Here is a 12,641-nt window from a genome sequence, read left to right on the forward strand (position 1 = left end):
GGGCGGGACCTTCGTGGTCCCGCCCTCACTTTTCTGTGTGGAACCCGCGGGCGCGAGCGGACAGGTAGGGGCGTGGAACTGTCACTGCGGTCCCGGCTGCGCGCCGGAGACCAGAGCGCGTTCGGGGAGCTCTTCGATGACCATGCGCAAGGGGTGTACCGGTACGCCGTACGGGCGCTGGGGGACTGGGCCGCCGCCGAGGATGCCGTCTCGCTGACCTTCCTGGAGGCCTGGCGGCTGCGCGCCAAGCTGGACCAGGACGGCGACTCGGTGCGGCCCTGGCTGTTCGGGATCGCCACCAACGTGCTGCGCAACACCGCGCGGGCGGCCCGTCGGCACCGGGCGGCGCTGGCCCGGCTGCCGGACCGGGACGTGGTGCCCGACTTCGCGGACGAGCTGGTCGGGCGGCTCGACGACAGTGCCCGGCTGGCCGCCGCCCGGCGGGCGCTGGAGCGGCTGCGACGACGGGACCGGGAGGTGTTCCAGCTCTGCGTCCTGGTGGGGCTGGACTACGCGGCGGCCGCCGAGGCGCTGGGCGTGCCGGTCGGGACGGTGCGTTCGCGGCTCTCCCGGGCCCGGGCCCGGCTGCGGGAGCTGGCGGCAGAAGAACTGGTGGAACCCGGCGGGGGCAGCGGACAGGTAGTCAGTGACCGCGTCGAAGCGGTCCGGTCGACACAGGGGAAGAACTGATGAACCGTGAGCACGAACCGTTGCTCCCCGCCGACCGCCACCAGCTGTTGAGGGGACATCTGATGAGCGAGATCAACCGGGAGACCGTAGCCAGGAAGCGTCCGGCGCGGCGGTACGGATGGGTGGCGCTGCCCGCCGTGGTCGGTGGGCTGGCGCTGGTGATGGTGATCGGTACCGGGGGCGGCCAGGCGCCCGGCCGGCCGGCCGTGGTGGCCGGGCCGGTCGGGTCGCTGTCGCCGACCGCGCACCCCGGGCCGGTGCAGCTGCTCGACCGGATCGCACAGGTCGCGGCGGCCAAGCCGGTCAAGGAGCTGCGGGACAACCAGTTCGTCTACGTGAAGTCCCTGGACAAGTTCCCGGAGTTCGGGCGGGACGGGATGATCCACGGCACGCTGCACGAACGGGAGGTCTGGCTCTCGGTGGACGGCAAGCGGGCCGGCCTGCTGTACGAGCCGAGCACGTTCCGTCCCGGGGTCGATCCCGATGTGAACCCCGATGGCACCATTTCGCTCGACCGGAACCTGACCCCGAACATCCAGTCCCCGACTTACCGGTACCTGGCCGGGCTGCCCACCGATCCCAAGGTGCTGCTGCAGAAGATGATCGACGAGCGGAGCGGCAAGAGCCACACCGAGCAGGACGCCTTCGGGGTCATCGGTGACCTGCTGCGCGAGCAGATCGCGCCGCCCGAGGTGGCCGCGGCGCTGTACCGCGCGGCGGCCCTGATCGACGGCGTCGAGCTGATCGACAACGTGGCCGACGCCCAGGGCAGGACCGGCGTGGCGGTCGGGCTGACCTCCTCGCTCGGTGTCCGGGTCGAGTGGGTCTTCGACCGGAGCACTTCCGAGTTCCTCGGCGAACGCCAGGTCGTCGTGCGCGACGGCACCAGCTACGGCAAGCGTGGCGACGTGATCGCCGAGACCGCCGTGCTCACCCGGGCCGTCGTCGACAAGGCGGGTGACCGCCCGTGAGCTAGGGGCTGTCTCACGTCAGGGCCGCCCCTGGTGCCGCGCCCGGCACTAGAGCGTCGTGGCCCGCTGGAGAGCGCTGGCCAGCAGGGCGAGGTCGGTGGGGCCGTTGCCCAGCTCGCGGACGGGGCGGCGGGTGGGCGGGGCGCCGAGGTGGGTGGGGTCGATGGCGACGACGGTGGGGCGGAGGGTGGCGGTGCGGGGGATCCGGCCGCTGACCCGGGCGGACTGAAAGGCCGTCACCCCGCCGTCGGGCCGCCGGAGGTAGGCGCGGCCGGGGGTGTCCTCCGGCAGGGCCGCCGCGTCGGCGAGGTGGATCAGCTGGTCGGAGTCGGCCGGGTCGGCCGTCCGCAGGGCGATCCGGAGCTGGGCGACCTCGTCCAGCTCCGTACCGGCCGTCTGTTCGGGGGAGCCGGTGGCGGCCACCAGGTGGACGCCGAGCCGGCCGCCGCGTTCGGCGACGGCGGCCAGGGCGCGGCCGAGCGGCCGGCCGGCCGGGGAGGTGGGGGCGAGCAGGACGTCGAAGTCGTCGACCACCACGACCAGCCGGGCCGGGACGGCGGTCAGCACGTCGGGCGCCTTGCGGGGGGCGGTGACCCGGACGGCGGTCTCGTGCCGGGCGCCGCCACCCGCCGTCACCAGGGACGGGACGGGGGTGCCGAGGGCCCGGGCGGTGTGCCAGCCGGTGAAGTCCTGGTCGCCGAAGAGCGCCTCGCGGTGGGCCAGTTCGTCCAGCAGGGTCTCGGCGGCGAGCATCGCGCGGCGCGGGTCGGCCCCGGCGTCGATGTGCTCGATGACCTGGGGGAGGTCGGTGCAGCCGCGCAGACTTGACGGGTCGTCGGGGGCGGAGCCGCGGCCTTCGACGATGGTGATCCGGAGCCGTTCGGGCTGCTCGGAGACGGCGAGTGAGGCGACCAGGGTGCGGAGCAGCTCGGTCTTGCCGGTGCCCCGGGCGCCGCCGACCAGGAGGTGCGGGCCGTTCGGCTCGTCCGGGTCGGCGAGGTCGATCAGGCAGGGCTCGTCCCGGGTGGTGCCGAGCAGGGCGGTGGCGGTGCCGGGCCCTGAGGGCAGGGCGGCCCAGCGGGCCGAGAGCTTGGCGGGGGTGACGGTGTCGAGGCGGAGCAGGTCGAGCAGCCGGAGCTGGTCGGGCAGCGGGCCGCGGGCCACCGGGGTGGCCTCGGTGAGCGGGGCGAGGGCCCGGGCCAGGCGCTCGGCCCAGGCGGGGGAGACCGCGTCCAGGGCGATCTCCTCGACCCGTTCGCGACCGCCGCCGCCGAGCGGGCGGTCCAGGGTGAACTGGGTGGCGACCTCGCCGGTGAGAACGGCGGTGGCGCCGAGCCCGGCGGGCAGCTCGGTGGCCTGCTCGGCCAGGCAGATCGGGAAGACGCCGAGGGCGGGGCCCTGCTCCAGCAGGACGGCCAGGGCGGCCCGGCCCTCGGGGGTGCCGGGGGTGCCGTCCAGCAGCAGCACGGTGGCGGGCGGGCCTGACAGGCCGTCACTGGGGCCCTTGGTCAGCTCGGTGAGCCGGGCCTCGGTCTGTTCGGGGCCGAAACCGACCAGCAGGCGGCAGGCCTGACCGTGCGCCGGCTGGAGCTGTGGCAGCCAGAACGACCAGGACCAGTCGGCGGTCTGCTCCTCGGTGCTGCCGACCACCACCAGGCTGAGCGCGCTCGGCGGGTGCAGCACGGCGAGTTGGGCCAGTACGGCGCGGGCGAGGGAGGTCAGCCGGGCGCGTGGGCCCGCCAGGCCGAGGCTGCCGGCGGTCTGCAGGTCGACGGTGACCGGGACGGCGGGCAGCACCGTGCCCGGGGTGGTGCCGGGGCCGCCGGGCCGGTCGGCGGTGCCGAGCCGCAGGGTGAGCGAGTCGGGGTGGGCCGGGCCGCGCTCCCAGAGCCGGGGGCCGGGGCCGAGCGCGGTGAGCAGCACGGCGGCCAGGTCGGGCCAGCGCTCGCGCTGGGCGGCGGCCTGCCGGAGCCGGACGGCGGCGTGCTGCTGGGCGGGGCTCGGTGCGGTGGGCTCGGGGCGGGCGCGTCGGCGGGACAGCAGGGCGCGGGCCCGGCTCCCGGTGGCCGGTGGCTCGGGGGCGGCCGGCTCGGGCTCGGGCGCCGCCGCCTGCCGGGGTGAGGGGGTGACGGTGAGCTGCAGCCGGCCGAGCCCGTCGGGGCTGGTCCGCGACCCGGAGATGTCCCGGAGATCGGTCCGGATCACCTGCAGGGTGGACTCGCCGATCCGGACCAGCCCGCCGTCGGTCAGCTCGACCGCCTCGTCGCGGAGGAACCGGCCGTCAATACCGGTGCCGTTGGTCGAGTTGAGGTCACGGACCGTCACCCGGCCGTCGGCGCCCAGGTTCAGCGAGAGGTGCAGCCGGGAGACGTCGGGGTCGTCGAGCGGGACGTCGGCGGCGCTGGAGCGGCCGACGTGGATCCGGTCGCCGTGCAGGCGGTGCACGCCGCCCGCGTCGGGGCCGCCGGTGACCCGCAGTTCGGCGGGGGCTGGCGGGCCGTCCTCGTCCGCGTCCGGATCGGGCTCGTTGAGCGAGAGCACGGCGCCGTCCAGCAGTGGCGGGTGGCCGAGCAGGGTCTGCTCGTCGATCCGCTCGGCCCCGGCGTACAGGTGCACATGGGTGGCAGAGCGCGGGCCGCGTACGCCCACCGCGCCTGCGAGCGCCCCCGCGACTGCGCCGAGCGCCGTGCCGACCGGGGCGGTGACCAGGACGTCGGTGGCCGTTCCGACGGCTGCCGGGCCGCTGCGCGGTCGGAGGACAGTGAGCCGGATCTGCATCGCCCCCGCACTCCCCTTCAGTGATGCCGTTGGGCCACAAGAGTGGTGCCTGTCATCCTGCCACCCCGGACCGACACCGCGCTCCCGGCACCGGATTTGACGATCTTGCGATGATCGCCATGGTGGAGCCGACGAACCGTCAGGTCAACCTCGTGTCGGACGGGGCCCCGCAGGACGCGGTCCTGGCGCCTCGGAAACCTGAGCGGGCACCGTTAGAGTTGCCGAAAACACGGCGGCGCGAGGAGTCGTAGGTGCGGCCAGTCGGCAGCAAGTATCTGCTTGAGGAAGCCCTCGGGCGCGGGGCCACCGGCACCGTCTGGCGGGCCCGGGTGCGCGAGGGCGTCGTGGTGCTCGGGATCGAGCCCGGGCGGCCGGTGGCGATCAAGATACTGCGCGAGGAACTGGCCGCAGACCCGGACGTGGTGATGCGCTTCCTGCGGGAGCGCTCGGTGCTGCTCCGGCTGAGCCACCCGAACATCGTCCGGGTCCGTGACCTGGTGGTGGAGGGCGAACTGCTGGCCCTGGTGATGGACCTGGTCGACGGCCCCGACCTGTTCCACTACCTGCGCGGCAACGGCCCGTTCAGCCCGATCGCCGGCAGCCTGCTGATGGCGCAGATCGCCGACGCGCTGGCGGTCAGCCACGCCGACGGCATCGTGCACCGCGACCTCAAGCCCGCCAACGTGCTGCTCGCCAGCAACACCGTGGACGGCGCCGAGCAGATGCACCCGATGCTCACCGACTTCGGCATCGCCCGGCTGGCGGACTCCCCGGGCATCACCCGCACCCACGAGTTCGTCGGCACCCCGGCGTACGTCGCCCCCGAGTCCGCCGACGGCCGCCCGCAGACCTCCGCGGTGGACGTCTACGGCGCCGGGATCATGCTGTACGAGCTGGTCACCGGCCGGGCGCCGTTCCAGGGCGACAGCCCGATCGCGATCCTGCAGGCCCACCTCCAGCAGGACCCGGAGCGCCCGCGCACCATGCCCGAGCCGCTCTGGACGGTGGTCGAGCGCTGCCTGCGCAAGGACCCGGCCGAGCGGCCAGGCGCGGTCGCGCTGGCCCGGGCGCTGCGGGTGGTCGCGGCCGGGGTCGGCGTGCACGCCTCCCCGGACCAGGCCGAGGCGGCCTTCGAGGTCGGTGCCCTGCTGCTGCCCGACCCGCGGCCGACGCCCGAGTACGTCGCGCCGACCGAGCCCGGCGTGCCGGTGTCCGCGCAGTTCACCGACTCCGCCTTCGGTGGTGCCGAGCCGACCCAGGTGCTGCCCTCGGGGCAGTACGACGCTGGTGCTGCCACCCAGTTGATGACCCCTCAGGGTGCCGCCGACCGGACGTCGGTGCTGCCGCCGATGCCGCCGACCACCCCGCCGGCCGCGCCCGCCGCCCCCGCCGCGCCCGAGCAGCCGCACCCCTGGCAGACCCAGCTGCGGGCAGCCCGGGACCGCAACCAGCAGACCGAGGTCAGCTACTTCGACCCGGCCGACTTCGGCGAGCCGCCGGTCGCACCGCAGCCGTACCAGGCCAGGCCGCAGCAGCCGCGCCCGCCGCAGGGCTACCAGCAGGCGCCCCCGCCGCAGCCGTACCAGCCCTACCGGTCGCCGCAGCCGGGTCAGCCGCAGCAGCAGCGCCCGCAGCAGCAACAGCAGCACCCGCAGCCGCCCGGCGGCTACAACCAGCGCCCGCCGGTGGCCCCGCCGCCGTACCAGGCTCAGCAGCAGCCCCAGGGCTACCCGCAGCAGGGTTACCCCCAGCAGGCCCCGCCGCCGCCCCAGCCGTACCAGCAGGCGCCCGCCCCGGCCCGCCGCCCCGAGCCCGCCCCGCCGCGCCGCCAGGAGCCCCCGGCCCCGCAGCAGCGCGAGCCGGAGCCGGCCCGGGAGCCGCGCCGCCGCAGCCGGAACCGGATGTACATCCCCGGCCTGGGCTGTCTCAAGGGCTGCCTGATGGTGATCGTGGTGCTGGCGGTGGCCGCCGTCGCGCTGTGGAACTTCACGGACCTGCCGATCTGGTGGCAGAACGTCCAGGACTGGTTCACTACCGCGAGCGACTGGGTCACCGATCTGACCGGCAGTCAGTAGTAGAGATTTGTCGACACTTCACGATTTTTCCTGTCACCCGAGGGCTTACAGGGCCGTTCGGCGTCCCCCGAACGGCCGTCGGGCGCGTAGGTTGGTGGGCTGAAGCACCGACCTACCGAGCACGCAGCAGTACCGCGTGCTCCCGCCGCCTACGGAGCAGCAGCATTGGCACGCAAGATCGGCAGCCGGTACACCGTCCACCAGGTGATCGGCCGGGGGTCCGCCGGGACCGTCTGGCTCGGCGAGGGCCCGGACGGGCCGGTGGCAGTCAAGCTGCTGCGTGAGGATCTGGCATCCGATCAGGTCCTCGTGGGGCGGTTCATCCAGGAGCGCACCGCGCTGATGAGCCTGGACCACCCCCGGGTGGTCGGGGTCCGCGACATGGTGATGGACGGCGACGACCTGGCCCTGGTGATGGAGCTGGTGCAGGGCGCCGACCTGCGCTCCCGGCTGGACCGGGACGGTCCGATGACCCCGCTGGCCGCCGTCTCGGTGATCGCCGACGTGGCCGACGGCCTGGCCGCCGCACACGCCGCCGGGATCGTGCACCGGGACGTGAAGCCGGAGAACGTGATGCTCGACCTGGCCGCCCCGGCCGGGCCCGGCGGCGCCCCGCGCGCCAAGCTCACCGACTTCGGCATCGCCCGCCTGGTGGACGCCCCGCGCCGGACCAGGGCGACCAGGATCATCGGCACCCCCGACTACCTGGCCCCCGAGATCATCGAGGGCCTGGAGCCGCGCGCCGCCGTCGACATCTACGCGCTGGCCACGGTCCTGTACGAGCTGTTGACCGGCTTCACCCCGTTCGGCGGCGGCCACACCGGCGCGGTGCTGCGGCGGCACGTCACCGAGACCGTCCCGCCGATCGCCGGGATTCCTGACGGGCTGTCACGGATCATCGGCGAGTGCCTGGCGAAGGCCCCGGCCTCCCGGCTGCGCGCCGCCGAACTGGCCGAGCGGCTGCGCGAGCAGCTGCCGTACCTGGCCGGGCTGCCCGCGCACGTCCCGCCGCAGAGCAAGGCCCCGGCCGAGGAACTGATCACCCCGGGCGAGGCGGTCTACGCCGAGGTCGACGCCGGACCCGGCACCCACCGCCGCCGCCGGGGCCCGGCCGTCCCGCTGGTGCCGACCCCCTCGCCGGACTCCACCCGGGACACCCACACCAGCCTGCGCCGCCCGTCCGCCCAGGAGTTGGCCTCGTACGCCGCCGAGTCGCAGGCCCAGCGCCGGGAGGCGGCCCCGGCGAGCGGCCACCGGAAGGGGCGGCGGGCGCTGGTCCGGCGCCGCCGGCTGTACGCGGTGCTGCTCGCCGTGGTGCTACTGCTGGCCGGTGCGGCGGCCGCCTACTCGGCCTTCGCGGCCTCGCCGCCCGACGCGCGGATCGGGGCGCCCGCTCCCTGGCAGGTCGGATCGGCTGTGGATACCCATGCACGGTCGGTGGCCCCGAACCATTAGGCTGGTGGCGTGGCAGTCGTCGATCCTTCAGAAGAGCTCAAGTCCCTCGAAACGACCATGGGGTCCATCGAGGCCGTCCTCGACCTGGACAAGATCCGGGCCGACATCGCCGCCCTCGAGGAGGAGGCAGCCGCCCCCAACCTGTGGGACGACCTGGCGAACGCGCAGCAGGTCACCAGCCGGCTCTCCTTCCTGCAGGGCGAGCTGCGCAAGGTGCAGACCCTGCGCGGCCGGGTGGACGACCTCTCGATCATGTTCGAGCTGGCCGAGGACGAGGACGACGCGGACACCCTCAGCGAGGCGCTGACCGAGCTGACCTCGGTGCAGAAGGCGGTCGAGGAGCTCGAGGTCCGCACCCTGCTCTCCGGTGAGTACGACTCCCGGGAGGCCCTGGTCAACATCCGGGCCGAGGCCGGTGGCGTGGACGCCGCCGACTTCGCCGAGCAGCTGATGCGGATGTACCTCCGCTGGGCCGAGCGGCACGGCTACCCGACCGAGGTCTACGACACCTCGTACGCCGAAGAGGCCGGCATCAAGTCCGCGACCTTCACCGTGAAGGTGCCGTACGCGTACGGCACGCTCTCGGTCGAGCAGGGCACCCACCGCCTGGTCCGGATCTCGCCGTTCGACAACCAGGGCCGCCGGCAGACCTCGTTCGCGGGCGTCGAGGTGCTCCCCGTGGTCGAGCAGTCCGACCACGTCGACATCGACGAGGGCGAGCTGCGGATCGACGTGTACCGCGCCTCGGGCCCCGGTGGCCAGGGCGTCAACACCACCGACTCGGCGGTCCGGATCACCCACCTGCCGACCGGCACCGTGGTCTCCTGCCAGAACGAGCGCTCGCAGATCCAGAACAAGGCCTCGGCGATGAACGTCCTCCAGGCCAAGCTGCTCGAGCTGCGCCGGCAGGAGGAGAAGGCCGCGATGAACGCGCTCAAGGACAGCGGCAGCTCCTGGGGCAACCAGATGCGTTCGTACGTCCTGCACCCGTACCAGATGGTCAAGGACCTCCGGACGGAGTTCGAGGTCGGCAACCCGCAGTCCGTGCTGGACGGGGACATCGACGGCTTCATCGAGGCGGGCATCCGCTGGCGCAAGCAGCGTGAGACCGCCGCGTAAGGCGACATGAGGAAGGGCCCCGGGACGTCGTCCCGGGGCCCTTCCTGTCGTTCGGTGCGGCTCTTGTCGTGTGGCGCGGGTCAGGCCAGGGCCTGCCGGGCGATCAGTGCCACGGCCAGCAGGCCGACCAGCAACGCGAGCAGCGTGGCGGGTGTCAGTGCGGCGAACGGGCCCTGCTCGCCCTCCAGCCGGGCCCGGTTGGCGCGGCAGACGGGGCAGCGGCCGTCACTCACGCGGCCGTTGCAGTTGGCGCACACCAGATGGTCGCACGTCATGCGATCTCCTCCTTGCTGCTTACAGCAACGCGCCGGGAGGGCTTCCGGTTCCTTCGGCTGCCCCATACGGCCGCTCTCTGCCTACCACTGTGCCAGGTTCCGGACGATCCGGCCCGTGCGTGGGGGCGGCGGACCGCTCAACCGCAAGCAGGTCTGTGACATGGCTCGCATTTATCCGGGCAAAACAGAACATTCGCCACCAATTCTCAGGCCGTCGGACCGGCCGAGCCTGCGAGCCCGGATGCGCTTCGCGTATGGTCCGAGACCGGAGAAGTGGCAGTCCGCCATTTCCGCCGCCGCTCCCGGCCTGCCGCGGGAGTGGAACCGACCGAGGAACGGTGCCGTCCGGCCAGCCCTCCGAGGCCCGAAGTAACGATCGGGTCACGGAAGTTCGGCCGACGCGGTCGCCATTCCACCTAGGATGGCCCCCGTGATGCAGCCGTGATCAGATTCGACAACGTCTCCAAGACCTATCCCAAGCAGAACCGTCCGGCCCTGGACAACGTCTCGCTGGAGATCGAGAAGGGTGAGTTCGTCTTCCTGGTCGGGTCCTCCGGCTCGGGCAAGTCGACCTTCCTCCGGCTCTGCCTGCGCGAGGAGCGGCCGAGCGTCGGCGAGGTGCACGTCCTGGGCAAGGACCTCGGCAAGCTGTCCAACTGGAAGGTGCCGCACATGCGCCGCCAGCTGGGCACCGTCTTCCAGGACTTCCGCCTGCTGCCGAACAAGACCGTGGCGCAGAACGTGGCGTTCGCCCTGGAGGTCATCGGCAAGCCGAAGGCCTCGATCAACAAGGTCGTCCCCGAGGTGCTCGACCTGGTCGGCCTCGGTGGCAAGGAGGACCGGATGCCCGGTGAGCTCTCGGGTGGTGAGCAGCAGCGCGTGGCGATCGCCCGCGCCTTCGTGAACCGTCCGATGCTGCTGATCGCCGACGAGCCGACCGGAAACCTCGACCCGCAGAACTCGGTCGGCATCATGAAGCTGCTCGACCGGATCAACCGCACCGGCACCACCGTCCTGATGGCCACTCACGACCAGGCCATCGTCGACCAGATGCGCAAGCGAGTGATCGAGCTCGACAAGGGGCTGCTGGTCCGCGACCAGGCCCGTGGCGTCTACGGCTACCAGCACTGAGCCTGACGCCTCGCCCGCCTGCCCGCCCCCACCCGCAATGACCCTGGAGTGAGACAAAGCCATGCGCGCCCAGTTCGTTCTGTCGGAGATCGGCGTCGGTCTCCGTCGCAACCTGACCATGACCATCGCGGTCGTGGTCAGTGTTGCGCTGTCGCTCGCCCTGGCCGGAGCCAGCCTGCTGGTGCGTGACCAGGTCAACTCGATGAAGGACTTCTGGTACGACAAGGTCGAGGTGAGCATCTACTTCTGCACCAAGGCCGACTCCAAGTCGCCCCAGTGTTTGGCGGGTGCCGCCACCGACCAGCAGATCGCCGAGGTGAAGTCGAAGCTGGAGAAGATGCCGCTGGTGCAGAACTTCAGCTTCGAGAGTTCGCAGGAGGCCTTCAAGCACTGGAAGGACCTCAACCCGGACAACCCGCTGATCGTCGCGGTGGGTGCGGAGGCGATGCCGCAGTCCTGGCGGGTGAAGTTGACCGATCCGACCAAGTACGACGTGATGCAGAGCGCCTTCGCCGGCCTGCCGGGCGTCAAGTCGGTGCAGGACCAGAAGAAGATCCTGGAGAACCTGTTCGGGTTGCTGAACGGCTTGCAGACGGCCGCGTTCGTGATCATGGTGTTGATGCTGTTCGTTGCGCTGCTGCTGATCGTCAACACCGTCCGGGTGTCGGCGTTCAGCCGACGGCGTGAGACCGGCATCATGCGCCTGGTCGGTGCTTCGAACTTCTACGTCCAGATGCCGTTCATCGCCGAGGCCGCGTTCGCCGCCCTGCTCGGGGCCACGCTGGCCTCCGGGCTGCTGGTCGGCGGGCACTTCTTCGTGCAGGGCTTCCTGGCCAAGAAGGTGGAGTTCATCCACTTCATCGGGCTCTCCTCGGTGCTGTCGGTGATCCCGCTGCTGGTCGTGGTCGGCATGGGGATGGCCGCGATCGCGGCGTTCTTCACTCTGCGGAAGTACCTGAAGGTCTGACGTCGGGCAGAGGACGGCGCCTAGACTCCGGGCCATGTCGGTGACACTGCGCAGAGGGGTACGCCAGGGGGCCATGCTCTCGCTGGTGTTCGGCACCGTACTGCTCGGTGGCGCGATGACCGGTGCCTGGAGCGAACCCCCGGCACTCGCCCAACTCGCCACCTCCTCGGACGCGCTGAACGGCCAGACGCTGGCCGGGGCCGACCTCTCCCGGCAGCAGGCCGAGCAACTGCTGGCCGGGGGTGACGATCCGTGGGCCGCGTACTACAGCCGCGAGGCGTACACCGACCTCACCCAGGGGCGGTACCACGGTGTCGGCCTCTCGGTCCGCCGTGCGCCCGACGGGGCCACCACGGTGGCCCAGGTGACCCCGGCCGGGCCGGCCGAGCAGGCCGGGATCGCGGTCGGGGAGCAGCTGTTACGGATCGACGGCGCCCCGGCCGACCGGCTGCCGGTCACCGAGGTGGTGGCCGGGCTGCGCGGTGCGGCCGGTTCGACGGTCGCGCTGGCGCTGCGCGCCCCCAGCGGCGTCGAGCGCGAACTCACCCTGCGCCGGGCCGAACTGGCGGCCCGTGACGTGACGGTGGACCACCCGCGCTCCGGGGTGGTCCGGATCGCGGTGCACGGCTTCACCGCCGGGGTGGCCGAGCAGGTCAGGGCGGCCGCCCAGGGTGCCAAGGGGGTGCTGCTCGACCTGCGCGGCAACTCCGGCGGGCTGGTCGACGAGGCCGCCGCCACCGCCGCGCTCTTCCTGGACGGCGGCCCGGTCGGCTCCTACCTGGAGCACGGCGAGCGGCGCGAACTCACCGCCGCACCCGGTGGCGACACCGCCACACCGCTGGTGGTGCTGGTCGACGGCGGCACCATGAGCGCCGCCGAACTGCTGGCCGGAGCGCTCCAGGACCGCAGCCGCGCCGTCCTGGTGGGCGCCCGGACCTTCGGCAAGGGCACCGTCCAGCAGCCCAGCCGACTGGCCGACGGCGCCGTGCTCGAGCTCACGGTGGGCCGGTACTTCACCCCGGCCGGCCGCTCCCCGGACGGCACCGGCCTGACCCCCGACGTCCCCCGGCCGGCCCGCGCCACCCCCGCCGACACCCTCCGGCTCGCCGACACCGTGCTCTCCGGCCTCGGCCGTAAGTAGCCCCCCAACACGCGGTCGTGTCGGAGCGTGTGGCTACCA

At 72.8% G+C, this 12,641-nt stretch carries 10 protein-coding genes; 8 read left to right on the top strand and 2 right to left on the bottom strand.

Annotation, left to right across the window (positions count from 1 at the left end; translation table 11 throughout):
* Positions 1-72 precede the first annotated feature (72 nt).
* Together ASC99_RS28745 and ASC99_RS28750 are read left to right on the top strand one after the other, a co-directional pair.
* Complete coding sequence (locus ASC99_RS28745) at positions 73-690, top strand: RNA polymerase sigma factor (RefSeq protein ID WP_157531819.1); 618 nt, start codon at positions 73-75, stop codon at positions 688-690.
* The gene (locus ASC99_RS28750; protein ID WP_057237474.1) at positions 690-1,661 is read left to right on the top strand and encodes a CU044_5270 family protein; all 972 of its coding nucleotides are present in this window, start codon (positions 690-692) and stop codon (positions 1,659-1,661) included. Before ASC99_RS28745 ends, ASC99_RS28750 begins: the two co-directional genes overlap by 1 nt.
* A 48-nt stretch (positions 1,662-1,709) precedes the next feature.
* On the opposite strand, the gene ASC99_RS28755 is transcribed toward ASC99_RS28750, so the two are convergent.
* Positions 1,710-4,439, bottom strand: coding sequence for an FHA domain-containing protein (locus ASC99_RS28755; RefSeq protein ID WP_057237475.1), 2,730 nt, complete (start codon positions 4,437-4,439; stop codon positions 1,710-1,712).
* Between the two features lie 251 nt (positions 4,440-4,690).
* Here ASC99_RS28755 and ASC99_RS28760 point away from each other — a divergent pair, with 251 nt between their 5' ends.
* From ASC99_RS28760 to prfB, 3 genes are all read left to right on the top strand, one after another.
* Positions 4,691-6,514 (top strand): serine/threonine-protein kinase, encoded by a 1,824-nt coding sequence (locus tag ASC99_RS28760; RefSeq protein WP_057237477.1) that lies wholly within the window; start codon positions 4,691-4,693, stop codon positions 6,512-6,514.
* Between the two features lie 165 nt (positions 6,515-6,679).
* Entirely contained in the window at positions 6,680-7,969 is a 1,290-nt protein-coding gene (locus tag ASC99_RS28765) for a serine/threonine-protein kinase (protein ID WP_057237479.1), read from the top strand.
* A gap of 9 nt (positions 7,970-7,978) precedes the next feature.
* Complete coding sequence (gene prfB / locus ASC99_RS28770) at positions 7,979-9,088, top strand: peptide chain release factor 2 (RefSeq protein WP_057237481.1); 1,110 nt, start codon at positions 7,979-7,981, stop codon at positions 9,086-9,088.
* 80 nt (positions 9,089-9,168) lie between these two features.
* Here the strand turns inward: prfB and ASC99_RS28775 are convergent, their stop codons facing one another.
* Positions 9,169-9,363: a hypothetical protein gene (locus ASC99_RS28775; protein WP_057237482.1), complete on the bottom strand. Its 195-nt coding sequence runs from the start codon at positions 9,361-9,363 to the stop codon at positions 9,169-9,171.
* A 441-nt stretch (positions 9,364-9,804) separates the two neighbouring features.
* Between ASC99_RS28775 and ftsE the strand changes: the two genes are divergently transcribed.
* From ftsE to ASC99_RS28790, 3 genes are all read left to right on the top strand, one after another.
* Positions 9,805-10,494 (top strand): cell division ATP-binding protein FtsE, encoded by a 690-nt coding sequence (gene ftsE, locus ASC99_RS28780; RefSeq protein ID WP_057237484.1) that lies wholly within the window; start codon positions 9,805-9,807, stop codon positions 10,492-10,494.
* A 61-nt stretch (positions 10,495-10,555) separates the two neighbouring features.
* Positions 10,556-11,461 (top strand): permease-like cell division protein FtsX, encoded by a 906-nt coding sequence (gene ftsX, locus ASC99_RS28785; RefSeq protein ID WP_057237485.1) that lies wholly within the window; start codon positions 10,556-10,558, stop codon positions 11,459-11,461.
* 34 nt (positions 11,462-11,495) lie between these two features.
* Positions 11,496-12,602, top strand: a complete 1,107-nt coding sequence (locus tag ASC99_RS28790; RefSeq protein WP_057237488.1) for a S41 family peptidase — start codon at positions 11,496-11,498, stop codon at positions 12,600-12,602.
* Positions 12,603-12,641 lie beyond the last annotated feature (39 nt).

The organism is Kitasatospora sp. Root107, assembly GCF_001424875.1.
In the GTDB taxonomy this organism is placed as follows: Bacteria; Actinomycetota; Actinomycetes; order Streptomycetales; family Streptomycetaceae; genus Kitasatospora.